The following is a 19,740-nucleotide window of genomic DNA, read 5'->3' as shown; positions in this document are numbered from 1 at the left end:
GTTCGTTCCGATAGTTAAACTACCGGACAGACCCGCTCATCAGGTGAGCCACGTACTCCTCGGGCAGGAGGAGAAGGTTGTAGGTGAACGTCGTCTGTACTCCCACGACGAGGAACGCGACGAGTCCGTGAAGCACGAGCATCAGCAGGTAGCTGACGAGGAGGTTTCCGAGGGTTGCGACGACGTGGACGAACGACGTGGCCCGTATCTCCCGCGTCATGTCGGGTTCGACCACGAAATCGCCGAACGTGAAGAGGGCGAGGAGAGCGAACGCCACGATTGCACCGCCGACGTACGCGAACACCTCGAGCGCCGTGGGCGTGCCGAACCGCGTCAACAGAAGTCCGCCGCCGCCCCAAATAGAAAGCGTGTAGCCGTACGCCCGTGACTCCGAGAGTAGATTTCTGCCGAGCCTTCGTCTCGGGTTCATACCCGAAGTACATCGGACTGAAAGAAATGCGTGTCGGGTTACTCGCCTATCGCGTCGTCGAGGCGCGAGTCGACGGTTTGACTCAGGATGGCCGCGAATCCCGTTTGGGAACTCCAGATGGCGCTCTCGTGGTCGCCGAGGATGCTGATGAGCACGGTTTCGTCATCCACGATGAGTATGCGTCCAGGAGGTTCGCCTTGCGGCTTGTCGTCGCGGGTGACGACCCGCAAATCGTCGAAATAATCCTGGATAGAGGGGTCTTGGGAGATGACGAGGACGTCGACGCCCGCGTCCGCCCGTTCCTGTAGGATTTCCTCGAGGTGTTCCGTGTACAGGGACTCGTCGTGAAGACCGAAGACGATTCTCGATTCGGCTTCCACCATCAACTGTTCGATTCGGCTGGTGATGGCCTCCTCGCCATCGATTGACCACACGTCTTCGCGTTCGTTGTCGGTATCGACGAACTCGTTCTCCACCGATTCGAGGTAGTCGAACGCCTGTTCCTGTGTGCGTTCGAATCGCTTTCGGAGGTGTGTTTTCGCCGCCTCCAAACTCACCGGTCGATACTGAATCGGCTTCGACTGTTTCACCTCCACCAATCCGCGTTCTTGGAGGTCTTCGGCGGCGCCGTACACCTGTGACCGTGGCACGTCGGTAACGCCATGGATGTCCCGCGCGGTGCCGGTGCCCAACTTCTGGAGCGCGACGAACACCTTGGCCTCGTAGTTCGACAGGCCGAGGTCGGTCAGCGCGTCGATGGCGTCAGCTTCGTCCATTTCAGTCCTCACTCGGGGTTGCGTTCGTTTCGGACTTAGTTTCGATGGTTCCGCGCGCGCCCGGCCCGAAGTAGCGCGTCCAGACGACGAGCAAACTCGGGAGGACCAGCACGCTGGCGATGAACGCGTAGATGATGGTCAGTCCGGTGATGATACCGAACTGCTGGAGCGCGGGCAGGATGGCGAAGGCGAGGACGCCGAAGCCACCCACCGTCGTCGCCGCACTGCCCAACAGCGCACCGCCGGTTCCGGTGAGACTGACGTGGAGCGCGTCCCACACCGAACCCTGTCGTTCGAGTTCCACGTTGTACCGTTCGGAGAGGTGGATGCTGTACGCGACGCCCAACCCGACCGTGAGGCTCGTAATCATGCCGGTCAGGATGTTGAACGGCATTCCGAGGAGGTACATCGTCCCCAAAATCCACGCCACGCTGAACACGACGGGGAGCAGGGTGACTGCCCCGAGGGTCGCACTGCCTTCGGTAATGCGGTAGATGAGCATCAGGAACGCGAACACGGCGACCATCGTGATGACGAGGCTCTCGATGACCGTGTTTAGCAGGTCGTCCTGCACGATTTCGAAGACGATGGACTGTCCCGTCGCCGTCGCGGTGAGCCCCTCGAAGGAGTCGGCCACGTCACGCATCTGCGTCGTGACCGCCGAACTCGATGCACCGCCTTTCAACGAGATGGCGACGCGGAGCGCGTCGTAGTTGCCGTCATCGCGGTGAATCACGCCTTCGGCTTGGTCAGGGGCGGCGGCGAACAACCCGTCGTAGACCTTCTTCAGGTCCTTGTCGGGGACGCCGTTGCCGTCGGTGTCCGCCGCAGTGAACGTTTGGTTGAACGTCTGGTTCTGTGCGGCGACTTGGTTCATCACGGACAGCGGCCCCTGCACCTGTGGCTTGCCGTTCGAGAGTGTGAGTGTGACGTCCTTCTTCGCCGCCCGCTCCCGTGCCCGATTCACCTGTTCGAGCGTATCGTCACGGGTGATATCGCCCTGTATCAGTAATTGGGCCTGTGAGTCCTGCCTGACGAAGTTGTCGTTTACGTAATCGAGGTTGTCCTTCGCGGAGTAGTCCCCGGGCTTGAACGGTTCGGGGAGTTGTTTCGTCCAGTGTGGCGGACTGTCCGCGAGGAAGTCCTCCTGCGAGAAGCTCGTGTCCACTTTCGTCGCCCCGTAGCCACCCGCCGCGCTGACGAGGAGGGTGAGGACGATGACCACGAGCGGCGCTTTCCGTGCCGCGGTTGCGCCGACGGTCAAAATGCTACCGATAGCACCGCCGCCGGTCCCGAACGCACGTTTCTTGCGGTCGTATCCCCGCGCTTCGAGGAAGCCGTCGAGTTCCAATTTGAGGGCGGGAATCAACGCGCCGAAGATTATCAGCGCCGCGATGATACCGACCGAACTCACGATACCGAAGTCCTGAATCGGTGGCAGGGGACTGACCAGATTCGAGAGGAAACCGATGACCGTCGTCGCGGTCACCCACGTCAGGGCCGCACCGACGCTGACGAGCGCGACGCGCATCGACCCGCGAACGTCCTCGTCGGGGTTCGTCTCCCGCTCCTCACGGTGACGCATGAAGACGTGAATCGCGTAGTCGATGGCTAGCCCGATGAGGAGGACGGGGACCGCGATGAACATCTGGTTGAACGTGATTCCGGCCCAGCCCATGAAGCCGAACGTCCAGACGAGGACGAAGACGATACCGAGGACGCCGAGCAGGATGTCGAGGAGGTCGCGATAGGCGACGATGAGCGTCAGGATGACGAACAACAGCGCCAGTGGCCCGACGATGGCGAGGCTGTCGGCCATCGACTGGTTGATCTCCTCGCTGATGATGCCGCTTCCGAAGACGAGGGCCTCGTCGAACTCCTCGTTCGCGATGGTTCTGATTCCCTCTTGGGTGGTGACGAGCGTGTCGGAGGCTTGGCCCTCCATCGCCGACTGGCTCTCCTGTTTCTGGAAGATGACCAGCATCGTCGCGTTCGCCTCGGTCGAACCGGTGTCGTAGGACGTTGGCATGAACGCCAACGCTTGACTCGACATGCCGCCCGAACCGCCGCCGTCATCGGAGAGGACGGCCGTCGTCAGCGAGTCTATCCGCGACTGGTTCATCGACTGCAACTGGTCGAGTTGCTCGGCGATGGTCGGCATCGAACCGTTTTGGAGCGCGCTCCGCTTTTGCTGTAGTTTTTCGCTCTGCTCGCCGAGTTTCTCGTACTCGTCCGCCAGCACGCCTTGGGTACCGAGTTTGTACACCTTGCCGAACTGGGTCTGGATTTCGCCGGCCTTCTGCTCGTAGGTAGATTGGTTGATTTCGCCCTGCTGGTAGGAGGCGTTCAATCCGTCCAATTTGGCCTGCAGGCCGCGTGCTTGCTGTGCGGATTTGTTGAACGTCGCGGACTGCTCCGCCGAGAGGTTCGCCGTCGCCGACGTTCGCACCTGTGCGAGTCGGGTTTCGAGCGTCGCCGACTGCGTCCGGTAAGACTCGTTGTCCACCTCGCCCGACTGGTAGGAGGCGTTCAACTTGTCGTACTTTACCTGCAACGCACGCGTCCGATTGAGCGCGTCGCTCAGCCCGGCGGCCGTCCGGTTGAGTTGTTGGCTCCGCTGCTGGAGTTCCGCACCCGACGCTTTGAGTTCCGCGACTTTCCCCTGTTGAACCGCGGAGATGGCGATGACGTTTGCGACGCCGCTGGTGGCAGTGTCTTCCGCCAACGTGTCGTTGATGGTTTGGTTGTCCCGAAGGCGCTGTTGGAACTCCAACGAGTTTACCATCGCCTCCTTCGACAGGACGTTATCGCCTTTCACGATGACCTGTACGGTAGTCGTATTCTCGTTACCCGTCGTGAAGTTCGAGTTGATGTAGTCCAATTTCTTCGCGGCCGGGCTATCGCTCTGGAACTGGTCGAGCGACGAGGACTGCTCTATCATCGGCGCACCGGCCCCGACGAGAACCGTCAGGACGATGAGCACGGCGATGATGGCCCGACTGTGCTTGGTGACGTTTTCGAAAAGCCGGTCGAGGAGCGTCACGGACGCCCTCCACGGCTCTGTAGCTGTAATGCCATAGCTGTTGTTAGAATACTACTGACAGCCTTGCCAAAAAGATAGGGGTTTCAGATTCTAGTATGACATGGTACCACATACATGTCCTTAGTGGGGTGAAGGAACGGGCCATACGGGGCGCGTACAGCACCCTCTCGACGGTTACACGGAACAGAAGTCGAGTCCAAGAAATCGAGGCACCTCAGGGAACGGGATGGGATGGTTTCTCCGAGGTGCGTCGCTCCGTTATTTGTTGCTGTTCGACAACAAGTGAAATTTTCGCCAGTTTGCCACCAACGTTACCACCTTGCCCGATGGAAAGGCACCTGATGGTAGATTTACTCACTGTACTCCACTTGCTCGGTGGGGTGTTTCTCCTGTTGATGAACGCCTACTTCGTCGTCACGGAGTTCGCCATGACGCGAGTACGGCAGTTCGACAGATCCGAGTTCGAGAACTCGAAGGGACTCCAACGCGCATGGGACATGACCGACCGCCTCGAAATCTATCTCTCCGGGTGCCAAGTCGGCATCACCATCGCCAGCGTCGGATTAGGTGTGGTCGCCGAACCCGCAGTCGTAGCGCTGCTCCATCCGGTCATCGACGCCGTCGGACTCAGCAATGGGTCCACCGAGGTCCTTTCGGCAATCCTCGCACTCGCCCTCATCAACCTCCTCCACGTCATCGTCGGCGAACAGGCACCGACCTACTTCGGCATCGAACGAACGAAGTTCGCGGCGCGATACGGGTCGGGAATCCTCTACTGGTGGACGAAACTGCTGTCCCCCGTCATCATCCTCGCGGACAAGACCGCCAAAAGCCTCCTCTCCCTGTTCGGCGTCGAAATCGAACGCTCGTGGACGGAGGGCGAGGAAGGGGAGGGGGGCGAGCAACAGATAGCCAGTCGGGCGGACCTCCACCGCGAGATGGGCGACGTTCTCAGCGAGGTCGAAGACCTCCCGGAGGAGCGCGAAGAGGAAATCCTGTCCGCGCTCAAAATCGAGCGCGTCCCGGTTCGTGACATCATGATTCCGCGGGAAGACATCGTGGCCCTCTCGACCCAGGACACCATCGAGGAGAACATCGAACGGATGCGGGAGAACCCGGTCGTCCGATTCCCCCTCATCGACGGGCCGCTCTCCGAGTTTCGGGGAACCGTCTACACGCCGACGGTCATCGGGAGGTACGACGACCTCAAGTCGGGCGACGTCTCGCTGACCGATATCGCCCACGACCCGATGACCGTCGCGGGCGACACGACCGTCGCCGACGCTATCGACCTGTTTCAGGCGCAAAATCAGGAACTCGCGTTAGTGTTGGACGGGAGCGACGTCATCGGATTGGTGACGGCGACGGACGCCTTCGAAGTCGTCCTCGGGGACTTGGAGGACCCGATGGACAAGGACGTGCCCACCGAGGAACCGTCCGCGTGAGAACTGTCCTCTTCTAATGCCTACTCCTCGTGGAACTCCCGCGCCTGCTCGCGCGTCATCGTCTTCCACTCGCCGTCCTCGGTCCGAACCTGCACGCACCCGTCGGGGACCTCCGTTTCGACCGTCTCGACGTGCGTTCCGAGGAGATGCGATTCGTACTGTTTCCACGCGGCCCGCTCCGACGGCGCGATGGCGGTCCATCCGCACCCGTCCTGACTGCACCGAATCATTGAGTGACGTCACTCGTGACGAGGGATATAAGCCTTGAGAAATGTGGGTGGGGTGTCTCCGTGATGATACGACGAGCGTTATCCCCTGACGACCTGCGAGGACAGTTCGGAGAGCGTTCCCGACACCTCGTAGTCGGGCGTTCGAATCCGAATCTCCGATTCCGGGGTCACGTCGTAGAACGTGAGATGGAGCGAATAGGAACCGTCCTCCGTGATGTCCGTCGCCTCCATCTGCCCCGAGTCGAGGTGTCGTGCCCACGCCGTCCCGCCGATTGACGCAGCGTCGAGCCCGTTGATTTCGTACGTCGGAGGCGTGTACGACGTGTTCTCGCCGCTCACGGGATAGCCCTTCTCGTGCCACGCCCAGAATCCCTCGTCGATGACGTAGACGTTCGTATACCCGTTGTCGAGCAGGGTTGCCGCACGCATCGACGAGAGGTGGTGGGGACAGCCACAGTAACAGACGATTTTCTGATCCTTGGACCACGACGAGACGGGGTCGTCCTGAGACAGGCCGTCTGGTGCCGTACTCAGTGCCGCTCCCTTGATGTGCGACGTCGTGTACTGCTTTCTCCCCCGTGCGTCCGCGAACTTCGCGGAGTCGTTCTTGAACCACTTGTGCGTGTCCGAAAGCGGCGCAAGCGGGACGTACACGCCGTCGACCTCTTTCGTATCGTATCCTTCCTCGGACTTGTGTTTCGAGTCACCGGAACCGCCTCCCATTCCGAGACAGCCGCTCAACCCGGCAACCGAAACCGCACCCGCCGCGAGAAAGGCGCGTCTGTTCATTGCTATCCCCCCCTAGCGACTACCCGATTATCAATTTTATTATCGGTGAACATCTATCAGCCACCCTATTACCGAAAATCGGACAGAATATTTCGGGGAGTGCCTAACAGGTTTGGCATCGTCTTTTTTCAGAATAACAGTGTACTAACTGGTATTCTCGGGGCACGACGCCATGAAGAACACACACATAGAGGCGGGGAAGGCGATACAGCAGCAGACCGGGAAAACGTTCCATCTCGCGACTCGGCTGTTGCCCGAGCGGGTGCGCCACCCGACGTATGTGTTATATGGCTTCTTCCGAATCTGCGACGAGGTGGTGGATGACGCCGCCGACGTCCCGCCCGACGAGCAATCCGAGCGGTTGGAATCGCTGCGAAAACAGGCTCTTGGGAAAGAACCCCCCGACGACCCCGTTTTGGAGGCGTTTCACGACCTCTGTGAAACACACGGCATCGCGGACGAGGAAGTCGTCGTCTTCATCGACGCGATGGCGTCGGACATCGAGACGTCCCGCTATGAAACCTACGAGGAATTAGAGACGTACATGCGCGGGTCGGCCGCCGCCGTCGGGCAGATGATGACGTCGGTGATGAACCCCGCCGACGCGGAGCGGGCACGCCCCCACGCGACCTCCCTCGGCGAAGCGTTCCAACTCACGAACTTCCTCCGGGACGTGCGCGAGGACATCGTGGACAGGGACCGAATCTACCTACCTCAAACGACCCGCTCGCGCCACGGCGTGAGCGACGGACAGATACGCCGCCTCGAATTCGACGACGGATTCGCCGCGGTCATGCAGGACGAACTCCGACGCGCCGAAGCCCTGTATCGGGAGGGCGTCGCCGGAATCCGGTACCTCCCCGATGACTGTCAGTTCGCGGTGTTGCTCGCGGCGGTGCTCTACGCGGAGTACCACCGCGTGATTCGAGGGCAAGGATACGACGTACTCTCCCGGGAACCGTCGTTAGGGACGGTTCAAAAACTCGTACTCCTCGCGAAGACGCGATGGCACTGGCGGAAGACCCGCGACCCGGAAACCGTCTTCCGGGCCGTGAGTCCGGTCGGAACGCCGGAGCACCGCGGTTCGGACGTGGAACGCCGGGACACGCTTCCGACGCGGTAAGGAAATCTTCGCGGGGAACGTTCACAGTCCCCCGGAGCGAACACCCGCCTATGCGAGTCGCAGTCCTCGACCACCCCGGTTCCTTCGTCGTCGAAGAGCGTGACAAACCAGCCCCTGGTCCGGACGAGGTGGTCGTCGAAATCGGACAAGTCGGCATCTGCGGGTCCGACGTCCACTACTACGAGCACGGCCGCATCGGTGACTACGTGGTCGAATCGCCGCTCGTCCTCGGTCACGAGAGCGCGGGTGAAGTCGTCTCGGTCGGTGAAAACGTCGAAGGCGATTTCGACGTCGGCGACCGCGTGACGCTCGAACCCGGCGTCCCCTGTCGGCGCTGTACCCACTGCAAGCGCGGCGAGTACAACCTCTGTCCCGACGTGACGTTCATGGCGACGCCGCCGGACGACGGCGCGTTCGCGGAGTTCGTCGCGTGGCCCGCCGACTTCGCGTACCGACTCCCCGACTCAGTTTCGACCCGCGAGGGTGCGCTCTGCGAACCGTTGAGCGTCGGCATCCACGCCGCCCGGCGCGGGGACGTCGGCGTCGGCGATTCCGTACTCGTCAGCGGATGCGGTCCCATCGGCCTGCTGGCGATGGAGGCCGCGAAGGCCGCCGGAGCGACGGAAGTGTTCATCTCGGACGTCGTCCCCGAAAAACTCGCCTTAGCCGAGGAACGGGGCGCGGATGCGACCATCGACGTGCGCGAAACGGACCTCGCGGACGCCGTCTCCGACCTCACTGACGGAGAGGGCGTGGACGTCGTCATCGAAGCATCCGGTGCCGTCCCCGCGATTCGAACGACCATCGACGCGGTGCGGCGCGGCGGAACCGTCGTCCTCGTCGGCCTCGCACAGGACGCGGAAATCCCGCTGGACACGGGCGACATCATCGACAACGAACTCGACATCCACGGGTCGTTTCGCTACCGGAACACGTACCCTGCGGCGATTCAACTGTTGGCCGACGGTGCGGTCGACGTCGAAGGAATCGTGGATTTCGAGGTGGCACTGACCGATGTCGATTCGGCGTTCGAACGAGCGAAGGAGTCAGAAACCGTGAAAGGAATGATTTCGGTTCCCGAGTGAACTGTCTCGAAAAGCGACCGACTGCACTCCCGTTTCTCCGCGGCAACACCTCGTGTATGAGAAGTTATGACGAGTTCAGCGGTAGCACAGTTCTCAGAGGGTGTTTGCCATGTTAACCACTGTCGAAATATTTACTCGGTAATGAGTAAACTTTATCAACAGCGGTCAACTACGCTGCGTCGATGAACGAAATGACCTACAAAGCAAACACAGTGGAGGTCGGACGATAATGTGGCAAGACATCGTATTCCTCTGTGGGAGCGTCTTCTCCCTCCTCGTCCTCGTGCCGACACTCCGCGATTCGATGGCGAACGTTCCGCTCGGAACGTCCCTTCCATCGGCCGTTATCGGTATCATCTACGGAACTGCCTTCCTCACGCTCGGAATGAGTCTCTCCGCCGCCGGGTCGCTTCTCACCGGAATCATGTGGAGTCTCATCGCGGCGCTCCGGTCGCCGAACCCGCTCGAAACCGACTCGGACGACGAACACGACACGACGTTCTCGAAGTACGTCTCGACCCAGTACGCGGACTGACCGGCGAAACGACGTGGGGAACCGACACACCTCGCGAAAGCGGAACGAACCGTTTCCCGATTTTCGACGCCCGTAACGGGCCGTTTCCCGAATCAGGCCGAGTCGTCCGACGACTCACCGACCGGGAAGGCGCGGTTCGCGAGCGCCATGAGGTTCGCATCGTCCGGGGAAAACGGTCGCAACAGGACGCTGAAACTCGTCGGTTCCGCGTGGACCTGATACTCGTCGAGCGGTTCGACCGGCGTCCCGCCGACGCCCGTTACGGCGTCGTCGAGGTTGAACTCGACGCTGTCGGCTTCTTCCAACTCGTACTGGTGGCCCGCTTCAGCCAGATTCGCGTATCGGTTAGTGCTCACGTTCATCGACCCGTCGGTTGCGACGCCGAGGAGACCCGTGCCGCCCTCGTTCGACAGCGCGGCCCAACGCGTCTCGGCCTTGTTTCCGTTGTCCGTCGGCGGAACGTACGGAACGTACTGCTCCTCGACGGTCCCCGAGTAGCGCCCGATATCGGCACCCCACCGACGGTCGGGGTACGTTTCGACGGGGCCGCGGCCGTACCACTCGAAGGACGAGAGCGCCGTCGGCGCTTTCATCTGAAGCCCCATCTTCGGCAGGTAGTCCGTGACGGTCGCTTTCAGTTGGTCGTTCGGCGTGGCGGCGACGTCCATCACCACGTCGCCGCTCCCGAACACGTGGTAACTGTACGTCGTCTCGAAACCGTGGCCACGGGGGCTGGACCGGGAGTCGTAAAACTCGTCGAACCCGTACCATAGCACCGCGTCGTCCGTCGGTGCGGTCGGTTGCGACGCCACTTCGTCGGCCGAGAGCGCCCGGTCGTATATCCGTACCGAGTCCACCGTCGTGCCCGTAAACCGACTCGACCGTTCCGCGTTGTGTGCGACGTGAACCGGTCGGTCGGTCTCGTTGACCGACGTCGCGTCGTGGGCGCGGGAGGCGAAACGTTCGCCATCGAGGTACAGGCGGAGTTCGTCGTCCGAACAGACGCCAGTGAGGGTATGCCACCCGTCGCCCAAATCGCTCGGAATCGTGTCGTTGACGGCTATCCACGTCCCGTCGTAGATGAAAAACGAGAACCGGTCGCCGTTCACCTTGAGCGCGTACTGGTGGTCGCCCTTCGAGACGAACGGATGATGACCGCCCGTTTCGACGCCACGGAAGGTGACGCTGACCGTGAACCCCGGACTCGTGAAGTCGAGGGCGTCGGATGACCCGGCGTCGACGTAGTCGCCGTCCCCATCGAACTGGACCGCCGACCCGCTCGCGCCGAAGACGATTTCCGGGTCGCCAACGAGCGTCCCGTCGCTCCCGGTTGCGCTCGTGTCCGGCGTTTTCTGGACGGTTCGCGGCGGCGCACCCTGTACGAACCCGTCCACGTCCACCCGGACGTGCGCGTCGGTGGATTGTACGACGGACACGTCGTCGACCAACTGCGTGAGGTCGTCCAACCCGGCCGCACGCCAACTGGACGCCTGCTCGCTTCCCCACGCTTGTTCTTCGTTCATGATGGGCGCACGCCACGCGTTGAACTGCGGGCCGCGGTCCACGACGTCGGTGCCGCCGTAGTTCATCGACGTGAACGTTCCGGCATCCGTGTCGAGGACGTATTCGAACCCGTCACCGGAGACGGTGACCGCGTCGCTTCCTTCGTCCACGGAGAGCGCCGGGAGGTCGCCGACGTCCACCGTCGGCGTCTCCGGAACGTCGAACGGAACGTCGAGTTGGTCGCGCGCGACGACGTGCCCCGCATCCGCGTAGTCGGTCGATTCTCGCAGAGTGAACGAGACGTTCAACCGATACTCGGCTCCCGGGTCAGGGTGACGCGGCGCATCGAACGGCAGTCGAACGCGACGGGTTTCACCGGGAGACAAATCGAGGTTCAAGCGACCGGACCGAATCACCTCGTCGCCCTTCACGAGTTTCCATCGGCCCCGTACCACTCGCGTGTCGGTGAAGGTGAAGTGATTCGTGACGTAGATTTCGCCGTCCGAAATCGCGTCCGTCGGCGCGACCTTGACCGGTTGGTGGCTGTGTTTCAACTGCGGAACGTCGGGTTGGACGCTTCTGTCCGCCCAGACCAGTCCGTTGAGACAGAACGGGTTGCCATCGTAGAAGGTGTACTCCACCTCCTCGCCGTTTACGGTGGTCGTTCGACTGACCGCTTGGTCCGACCACGCCCAGACGAACCCGCCTTGCAGACTCTCGTCGCGGAGCAAATCGGCGAACCTATAGCCGAGGACGGCACCGTCCTCGACGGATTCGACTCCACCGGACACCTCGTCGTCCGAAAGCGCCCGGTCGAAGACGTACACCGAATCGAGGGTCACCGCTCCGCCCGAATGGCCGTGTTTCCCATCGTGGCCGCGGCGGTCATCGTGCTCGTGGTTCCCGCGGTCACCGTCGTGATGGTCGTCTCCGTCGCGTTCGCCGTGACTCCCCTCACCCCCGTGGTCGTCGTGAGTATCGCGGTCGTGGTGGCCGTCGCCGCGGTGACCGCTACGGCCGTGCTGGTCGTGGTCTCCGTGGCCGAGATGACCGTGGCGTCGACCGCGATTCTCTCCGCCGATGACGACCGATTCGCCGTTCTCCGGCAGTTCGTCGATGTCGTGGTCGTCGGTCGCCAGTTGCTCGCCGTCGAGGAAGAGCGCCAGTTCGTCGGCGGTGCAGACGGCGACGAGCGAGTGCCACCCGTCGCTCAGGTCCGAGGGGACCGGTACCGTGACCGACGCCCGCTCGTCCCCGTAGACGTGGAAGCCGAACCCGTGGCCGCGGTCGACCGTGAGCGCATATTCGTTCCCCCTCGAGACGAGCGTCCGGTCGGTTCGCCGGTCGATGCCGTCGAACGTCACCACGAGCGTGAATCTCGGTGCGTCGAAGTTGAGGGTCGCCGACGGTTCAACCTCGACGAAATCCCCGTCGTCGAGCGTCACCGCGCCGCCCGTCTCACCGATTTCGACGGACGGCGTGCCGACTAACACGCCGTCGTTGTCGTTGCCCGTCTCGTCGCTGGCCCGGCGGACGGACGGTTGGATGTGTTCCGACCACATGGCGTGGACGAGGCCGAGGCTGTTGCCCATCGCGTGGTTGTACTCGCCCATCACGACCGGGCGTTTCCCGTCGCCGATGGACGACCCGTCCGCGACGGCGAGCAAGCCGTCCACGTCGGGATACCGCGGGCCGAGCATGTCGCAGTATTCGACGTTCCACCCGCCGCCGTTCGGTTGGTGGTAGACGAGTCGGTCGGGGGCGAGACCGTACACTGGGCCGTCGTACGATTCGACCGCACTGACGCCGCTGACCTCGCTCGTGTCTTCGGGAAGGTGTTCGTCGGAATCCATGGCGAGCGCGGCCATGTTGATGTGTTCGTTACCGGTTCCCGCCTCGTTGCCCGTCGACCACGCGAAGATGGAGGCGTGATTCCTGTCGCGGAGCACCATCCGTCGGAACCGTTCGACCATCGCGTCGTGGTACGCCTCGGTGTTCGCTGCCAGTCCTTCCCACCAGTGCGTCTCGACGTTGACCTCGTCCGCGACGTAGATGCCGTACTCGTCGGCGAGTCGGTAGAACGTGGGCGCGTTCGGATAGTGGGAGTTCCGAACGGCGTTGACGTTGTTCCGTTTCATCAACTCCATGTCCGTCTTCACCGTTTCCAGTCGGACCGACCGACCGGTTTTCGGGTCGGTCTCGGGACGGTTGACGCCCCGGATGTTGACCGGTTTCCCGTTGACTAACACCTGTGCGCCGGGTTGCCCGCGCGTGGTTTCGTACGTTCGGAAGCCGATTTTGTCGAACATTGCCTCGGTCGTCCGCCCGCGCCGGACGAGTTCGAGACCCACCGAATAGAGGTCGGGGTGTTCCGCCGACCACTGTTCGGGCCTCCGCACATCGGTTTCCATCGACACCGTCGCGCCGTCCGCGTCGACTGAGACACCGTCCCAGAGCGTCGTCACTCGCCGTCCGTCCGGGTCGAAGAGGTGACCCCTGACCGCGTATCGCCCGGCCGGGCCGTCGCCGTAGTTCGCCAGTTCGGCGTCGATTCGGAGACGGCCGTCCTCGTACTCGTCGTCGAGTCCCGAGCGGACGTAGAAATCCCGCAGGTGGACGTCCGGGGTCGAATAGAGGTAGACGCTCCGATGGATGCCCGAGAACCGGAACATGTCCTGTGTCTCCATCGCCTCGCCGTCCGAAAAGCGGTAGGCCTGCACAGTCACGTCGTGTTCGCCGCCCGGCGTGACGAACTCCGTGACGTCGAACTCGCCCGGCGTCATCGACCCCTCGTGGAACCCGACGTACTCGTCGTCCACCCAGAGGAAGTACGCCTGTTTGACCGACCCGAAGTGGATGAACGTCTCTCGACCGTCCCAGTGCGACGGTACCTCGACCGTCTTCCGGTAGGTTCCGGTCGGGTTCGTGTCCGGAATCTCGATTTCGTAGTCGGGGTTCAGGTTGCCGTCGAGTTGCGGTTCGTACCCGTCCCACGTGATGTTCGTGTTCTGGTAGATGAGTTGGTCGTAGCCCTGTGTCTGCCAGACGCCCGGTACGTCGATTCGCTCCCAGTCCGTGACGCCGTCGTAACTGTCCGGCCTGCTTGCGGGGTGCGTGTAGAACCGAAACTCCCACTCCCCGTCGAGGAGTTCGACGTACTCGGACTCGGCGAACCGCGTTTCGAGTTTCGTGAACGGTTCGTCCGCGTCCAGCGCCGCTTCCACCGACCCGTACGGCACCGCGGCGGTGACGTGCGTCGGTTCGGTGTGCTGTTCGAACAGCGATGGGTCAGTGATGTAGTCGGTCAGGTTCTCGACCCGCCCCGGTCCCCCGGCCGTCTCCGGCGCGAGCGACGGGGAGGCCGCCGAAATTCCGGTCGCCGCGTTCCCCGCGACGGCGGCGAACGTCGCCATTCCAGTGGCTTGTAAAAATTCGCGTCGGGATGCGCTCGTTCTCGTCGTCGATTCCGCCTGTCGTTCGTCGATATGCTCGGACATAGAATCTCTCTCGTCGTGGTTGTCGGATGACACCGCACACCACGGAACGTGTACTGAGATTAGTCGTGAAGCAATAAAATTAACCCGTTTGGAAGTAAGAGAATCCCCCGATAGCACGGATCGGAGAAGGAACGTCTTCGGACCTCTCCAAAAGCGCCTATCGAGACGTGGACTACGACGTGAACGCCGCCGTATCTACCGAAATAGGGTTCGGACCGAGGGCGAACGTCCGCCACGTTCGACGGACGGACGGAAGCCTCGGCGCGACCGTAAACAGTCCCTTCACCACCGGAGCGACCGCCCAACCGGGGACCGATTCGCCGTTCCGCACGTACCACGTGATGACTCGTTCGCCGCGCCGTTGGAGGCGAAGAACCTCCTCGATTGCGGGCCTGCGAACCGACTCGAACCGACGGAGGCGTTCCGCCGGAAGCGGTTCGGTCGTCGTTTCGAGCGCGGAAACGACCGTCGAATGTGCGACCACGGCGTCCTGAATCGCGAGTCCGTTCCCCTGCCCGCCGACCGGCGAGGCGACGTGCGCCGCGTCGCCGAGCAGGAGGAGGCCGTCGTCCACCCATTTCTCGGTCAGTCCGGGTTCGATGTGCAGCAGCGAACACTGGTCGAAACTTTTCAGACGGCGGGCGATTCCCGGGTCCACCGCGGCGATTTCCCGGCGAAATCGTTCGATGCCGCGTTTTCTGACCTCGGGATACGTCCCCTTCTCGATGAACCACCCGGCCTGTGCCTCCTCCTTTCCGAGGCCGAAATAGAGGAGGATACCGTCGCCCTCGATTCGACCCTGCGCGGGCGAGTGAACGGCATCAGCCGGGAGTTTGAACCAGAGCAGTTCGACCCCGGAATCGAACAGACCGGCGTCGAGACCCGCCGCCTTTCGAACCGTCGAAAAGCGACCGTCCGCGCCGACGACGAGGCGGCTTCGAAGTTCGAGGTCCTCGTCGCGCTCGCGGTCCGTCGCCCGCACGCCGACGACGCGGCCGCCCTCGTGAACGAGGTCCGAAACGGTCGTCGCCGGGCGGAACTCGAAGTTCTCGAACTCGTCGGCGCGGTCGATGAGCAGGCGAAGCAACGGCGGTTGCTCCATCAACAGGCCGTAGTCGTACGGTTTCGGCAGTTCCGAGAAGTCCACCATCTCGTAGGAACGGCCGAACGCCGTCACTTCCGGGCGCTGCACTTCGTCGTGGTCGAGGGTCAGAACGTCGTCCAGTACGCCCATCTCCGCGAACAGCCTGACCGCGAGGGGTTGGAAGAAGTAGCCGCGAAACTCGCGGTCCAAGTCCGCGTGACGTTCTAACAGAACGGTATCAATCCCGCTTCTGGCGAGGAGGTAACTCAACACGCAGCCACCCGGTCCGGCACCGACGACCACGACGGCCGTTTCGCGGGTCGTCGGAGACCCCCGACTGTCGGGCATGCTGGTTACCCCCGTTACTCCTCGTCCGTGTCGGTATCGGAGTCGGTGTCAGTCTCTCCTTCGCCGAGGAGCGCGTCCACGTCCGCGTGGTCGTGGAGGAGTTCGCCCATCCGGGAGACGGTGGCTTCGTCACGGGTTCGACCGCTTCGCACCACGTCCTCGGCGCGTTCGATGGTCGTCAGCGTGTCCGCCTGCACGAGGAGGACGGGGACGCCCTTCCCCTCGGCCTTGCCGATGACGGCACCCGGCGGGCGGAACCCTCCCGTCAGAATCAGACACTTCACGCCGGGCGCTTCCAGCGCGACGGTCTGCAGGTCGGGCCGGTCGCCACCCGTGACGAGGGCGGCGTCCCGCGTCCGACGCAGGTAACGGAGCGCCTTGTCGCCGCTCATCGCGCCGACGAGGAACCGTTCGACGAACTCGTCCGTGTCCGCATTCGTGAGGAGTTCGGCGTTGAGTTCCGCCGCGAGGTCGCCGACAGTGATGCCCGCGAGGTCCTGTTGTCGCGGGATAACGCCGAGGACGGGGATTCCCTCGCCTTCGAGGAACGGCACCACGTCCGTGTCGAGGGGGTCGAAGTTCGTGTTCGAGACGGCGTTGAACAACACGCCGGACAGTCGGTCCCCGATGTCGTCCACGGCGGCGAGGAGGCCGTCGACGTCGCCGGCCGTCTCGTAGCCCGAGATGAGGAGCACCTCCGCGTCCAGCAGTTCGGCGACTTCCGGGTCCGTCAGGCCGACGATGCCGCCGGTCGTGAGGTCGCCGCCGCCCTCGATTATCATCAGGTCGTGGTCTGTCGACAGCGATTCGAAACTCGCCCTGATTTCCTCGCGGAGTTCGTTCGGGTCCTCTCGGCCTCGAATCGCCTGCTCGATGAACGTCGGCGAGTAGACGACGGGTTCCATCTCGTGCATCTCGGCGTCCAGACCGAGCAGTTCGCGAGCTAACATCGGGTCCTCGTCGAGCGTCTTGCCGACGTTGCTCTGGAGTCGGGTGCCCTTCGGTTTCATGTAGCCCACCGACAGCCCGCGCTCCTGTGCGAGTCGCGCCAGCGCGAGGGCGACGGCGGTTTTGCCTGTACTTTCTTCGGTTGCGGTGACGAGTATCGTGTTCATAGTTCGTCCGTGTCCACGGTCAGTCGGATGTCTATCGCTCGCGCGCCGTCCGGGGTGGCGACGAGTGGGTTCACGTCCAGTTCGAGAATCGCGGGGAAGTCGGTCACGAGTTGCGAGAGGCGTTGCAAGCTCTCGATTACGCCGTCGATGTCGGCGGGTTCGCGGCCCCTCGCCCCGCGGAGCAGGGGTGCCGCCTCGATGTCGTTCACCATCTCGTTCGCCTCGCGCTCGCTTATCGGCGCGACGCGGAAGGTGGTGTCCTCGATGATTTCGACGAAGATGCCGCCCAATCCGAACAGGAGGAGCGGACCGAACTGCGGGTCGCGGTTCATGCCGATGATGGTCTCCGTTCCCGAATCGAGGTCCACCATTTCCTGTACCTGCACGCCGAGAATCGTCGCGTCGGGTTGGTAGTTCCGCGCGCGCGTCACGAGGTCCTCGTACGCGTCGTACACGTCCTCGTTTTCGACGCCGACTTTGACGCCGCCGATGTCGGACTTGTGCAGGATGTCCGGGCTGACGATTTTCATGACGACGTTCCCGTCGATGTCCTGTGCGGCGGCGACGGCGTCCTCGGGCGTCTCGGCGATGGCGCTTTCCGGCGTCGGAATCCCGTAGGCCGAAAGGAGGTTCATCGCCTCCACACCGAGGCGGTTGTCCCCGCGCTCCTTCGCTCGGGAGAGGATTTCCGCTGCCTGCTCCCTGTCGACGTCGAACTCAGTCGGTTTCTCGTACTCGCGCTGGCTGATGTCGCGGTACGTGGTGAGGGCGTCCAGACTCCGCACCGCACGGGCCGGGTCGAAGTAGTTCGGAATCCCGCCCTCGCGGAGGCGGTCCGCCGCCGCCGCGGTCCGTTTGCCGCCCATCATCGCCGCGGCGACGGGTTTCCCGTGTTTCGCTTGGAGTTCCACGACCACCTCGGCGAGGTCGCCGTAGTCGATGACGGCCGTCGGCGCGGCCAGCACGACGGCGGTTCCGACGTTCTCGTCCGCGAGCGCGATGTCGATGGCGTCGCGGAACCGAGCGATGTCGGCGTCCCCGATGGTGTCTATCGGGTTGTAGATGTTCGCCTCCTCGGGCAGGGCCTCGGCCAGTTCCGAGAGCGTCTCCTCGGAGAAGGACGCCAACGAGAGTGTCGAATCGCCCACCGCGTCGGTCGTCATCACGCCCGGTCCGCCCGCGTTCGTGACGATTGCCACGTCGTCCCGGTCGGGCAAGGGTTGTCCCGCCAGAATCTGGGCGAAATCGAACAGCTCTTGGACGGAATCGACGCGTAGCACGCCCGCCTGTTCGAGGCCTGCCTCGTACGCCCGGTCGCTCCCCGCGAGGGTTCCTGTGTGCGAGGAGACGGCCTGTGCCCCGGCGTCGGTGCGCCCCGATTTCACCATCACGATAGGCGTATCGCCGGTCACCTCGCGGGCCGTGTCGATGAACGTCGCGCCGTCCTCGACGCCTTCGAGGTAGCCGAGGATAACGTCCGTGTCGGGGTCTTCGCCCCACGCGCGGACGAAGTCCGTCTCGTCTAACACGGCCTTGTTTCCGAGCGACACCACGTCCTTGAACCCGAGTCCCTCGTCGTTGGCCCAGTCGAGGACGGCCGTGATGAACGCCCCCGATTGGCTCATGAACGACATGGACCCGGGAAGGGCACTCTCCGGGCCGAACGTCGCGTTCATGCCGACCGGCGTACTCATCACCCCGAGGCTGTTGGGGCCGACGAGGTTCAGGTCGTACTCGGCCGCGATATCCTGGAGATCTCGTTCGCGCTCCGCACCTTCGCTCCCCGTCTCGCCGAACCCGGCGGTGATGACGACGACGTTCCGGACGCCCGCTTCGCCCGCCCCGCGAACCACGTCCACCGCGATGTGGGGCGGAACGACGACCACGGCGAGGTCGACGTCCGGCGCGGACGCGAGGTCGGGGTAGCAGTGCAGTCCGAACACCTCGTCGTAGTTCGGGTTCACGGGCACCGTCTCGCCGTCGAACTCGTCGCGGAGGTTGGTCACGATGGCGCGACCGATGGAGCCTTCGTTCTCCGTGGCTCCCACGACGGCGACACGAGACGGCGCGAAAAGGTCAGTAAGTACGGTGTCACCCATCGTTTCGGAGATTGGGCGAGCGCGGGATTAAAAGTAGTGCCCCGTCTCCGGCGAGGAAGAATCGATGAAGATAGATAATTGAGTCGCGGGTTAGGCACAGTTTCGAGTCACGTCTCTCGATATTAGTTTTCACCAGAATGTTATTCATTCATGAGTGAGTTGGAACCGTTATGTCATCAACTGTCCAAAGTGATTTATTTAAAATCTGGTCTATGATATCAAAACCGGTCGGGAAGAAGCTGATTGCGTTACTGAATGTACAATCAGAATTTAGCTCGGACGAGGTTAACGGCGATGCGATAGATTATGCTAGAGATGATTTTTAAATGTGTTTGCAGCTCGTAGTTTTGAATATTTGTTTGGATGGATTGGTATCGTTTTGTTACTCTTGCTGTTTATTGATTTGTGGTATTGTGGGGCCCTCCCTAGTCAAACATATGGACTCAGTCTGGATATCATTGGAGCAATTATTCTTGGCCGCGGGTTACTCAAGGGGACATATAGTATCGCAGCAGAAACTACCACGAAGATAGGGTTTTCAAGAGAGAAAATAGATTCGCTTGTGGAGGATGCTGTTGACGGTATTCTTGGAATATCGATATTAGTGTCAGGAGTAGTACTACAATTCTTTGCCATAA

General features: G+C 62.4%; 13 protein-coding genes. 4 read left to right on the top strand and 9 right to left on the bottom strand.

Annotated features, from left to right (window positions below; genetic code table 11):
- Positions 1 to 19: 19 nt before the first annotated feature.
- From AC1XDK_RS13975 to AC1XDK_RS13965, 3 genes are read right to left on the bottom strand one after another with little or no spacing between them, the layout of a single operon-like run.
- The gene (locus tag AC1XDK_RS13975; protein WP_483350511.1) at positions 20 to 430 is read right to left on the bottom strand and encodes a hypothetical protein; all 411 of its coding nucleotides are present in this window, start codon (positions 428 to 430) and stop codon (positions 20 to 22) included.
- Between the two features lie 38 nt (positions 431 to 468).
- A complete protein-coding gene (locus AC1XDK_RS13970) occupies positions 469 to 1,206 on the bottom strand; it encodes a TrmB family transcriptional regulator (protein WP_483350510.1) in 738 nt (245 codons plus the stop codon).
- A 1-nt stretch (position 1,207) separates the two neighbouring features.
- Positions 1,208 to 4,249: an MMPL family transporter gene (locus AC1XDK_RS13965; RefSeq protein WP_483350509.1), complete on the bottom strand. Its 3,042-nt coding sequence runs from the start codon at positions 4,247 to 4,249 to the stop codon at positions 1,208 to 1,210.
- Between the two features lie 341 nt (positions 4,250 to 4,590).
- On the opposite strand from AC1XDK_RS13965, the gene AC1XDK_RS13960 reads away from it, so the two are divergent.
- Positions 4,591 to 5,694, top strand: a complete 1,104-nt coding sequence (locus AC1XDK_RS13960; protein WP_483350508.1) for a CNNM domain-containing protein — start codon at positions 4,591 to 4,593, stop codon at positions 5,692 to 5,694.
- Positions 5,695 to 5,714: 20 nt separating this feature from the next.
- Here the strand turns inward: AC1XDK_RS13960 and AC1XDK_RS13955 are convergent, their stop codons facing one another.
- Positions 5,715 to 5,924, bottom strand: coding sequence for a hypothetical protein (locus tag AC1XDK_RS13955; RefSeq protein WP_483350507.1), 210 nt, complete (start codon positions 5,922 to 5,924; stop codon positions 5,715 to 5,717).
- 78 nt (positions 5,925 to 6,002) lie between these two features.
- Positions 6,003 to 6,713, bottom strand: a complete 711-nt coding sequence (locus AC1XDK_RS13950; RefSeq protein ID WP_483350506.1) for a rhodanese-like domain-containing protein — start codon at positions 6,711 to 6,713, stop codon at positions 6,003 to 6,005.
- 172 nt (positions 6,714 to 6,885) lie between these two features.
- On the opposite strand from AC1XDK_RS13950, the gene AC1XDK_RS13945 reads away from it, so the two are divergent.
- The 3 genes from AC1XDK_RS13945 to AC1XDK_RS13935 all read left to right on the top strand — a co-directional run bounded on the left by AC1XDK_RS13945 (position 6,886) and on the right by AC1XDK_RS13935 (position 9,456).
- The gene (locus AC1XDK_RS13945) at positions 6,886 to 7,836 is read left to right on the top strand and encodes a phytoene/squalene synthase family protein (RefSeq protein WP_483350505.1); all 951 of its coding nucleotides are present in this window, start codon (positions 6,886 to 6,888) and stop codon (positions 7,834 to 7,836) included.
- A 50-nt stretch (positions 7,837 to 7,886) separates the two neighbouring features.
- A complete protein-coding gene (locus AC1XDK_RS13940; RefSeq protein ID WP_483350504.1) occupies positions 7,887 to 8,921 on the top strand; it encodes an NAD(P)-dependent alcohol dehydrogenase in 1,035 nt (344 codons plus the stop codon).
- Positions 8,922 to 9,150: 229 nt separating this feature from the next.
- Positions 9,151 to 9,456: a hypothetical protein gene (locus tag AC1XDK_RS13935; protein ID WP_483350503.1), complete on the top strand. Its 306-nt coding sequence runs from the start codon at positions 9,151 to 9,153 to the stop codon at positions 9,454 to 9,456.
- A gap of 92 nt (positions 9,457 to 9,548) precedes the next feature.
- On the opposite strand, the gene AC1XDK_RS13930 is transcribed toward AC1XDK_RS13935, so the two are convergent.
- The 4 genes from AC1XDK_RS13930 to AC1XDK_RS13915 form a co-directional block, all read right to left on the bottom strand.
- Entirely contained in the window at positions 9,549 to 14,456 is a 4,908-nt protein-coding gene (locus AC1XDK_RS13930; RefSeq protein ID WP_483350502.1) for a beta-galactosidase small subunit-related protein, read from the bottom strand.
- Between the two features lie 172 nt (positions 14,457 to 14,628).
- Positions 14,629 to 15,888, bottom strand: coding sequence for an FAD-dependent monooxygenase (locus AC1XDK_RS13925; protein ID WP_483350501.1), 1,260 nt, complete (start codon positions 15,886 to 15,888; stop codon positions 14,629 to 14,631).
- Between the two features lie 14 nt (positions 15,889 to 15,902).
- The gene (locus AC1XDK_RS13920; protein ID WP_483350500.1) at positions 15,903 to 17,003 is read right to left on the bottom strand and encodes a phosphotransacetylase family protein; all 1,101 of its coding nucleotides are present in this window, start codon (positions 17,001 to 17,003) and stop codon (positions 15,903 to 15,905) included.
- Positions 17,000 to 19,102 (bottom strand): acetate--CoA ligase family protein, encoded by a 2,103-nt coding sequence (locus tag AC1XDK_RS13915; RefSeq protein WP_483350499.1) that lies wholly within the window; start codon positions 19,100 to 19,102, stop codon positions 17,000 to 17,002. The genes AC1XDK_RS13920 and AC1XDK_RS13915 overlap by 4 nt, the downstream gene beginning before the upstream one ends.
- Positions 19,103 to 19,740: the final 638 nt, after the last annotated feature.

This window comes from Haladaptatus sp. HS23, assembly GCF_056892285.1.
Note: the sequence above shows the minus strand (reverse complement) of the source record. Positions and strands in the feature narration are given on the sequence as shown.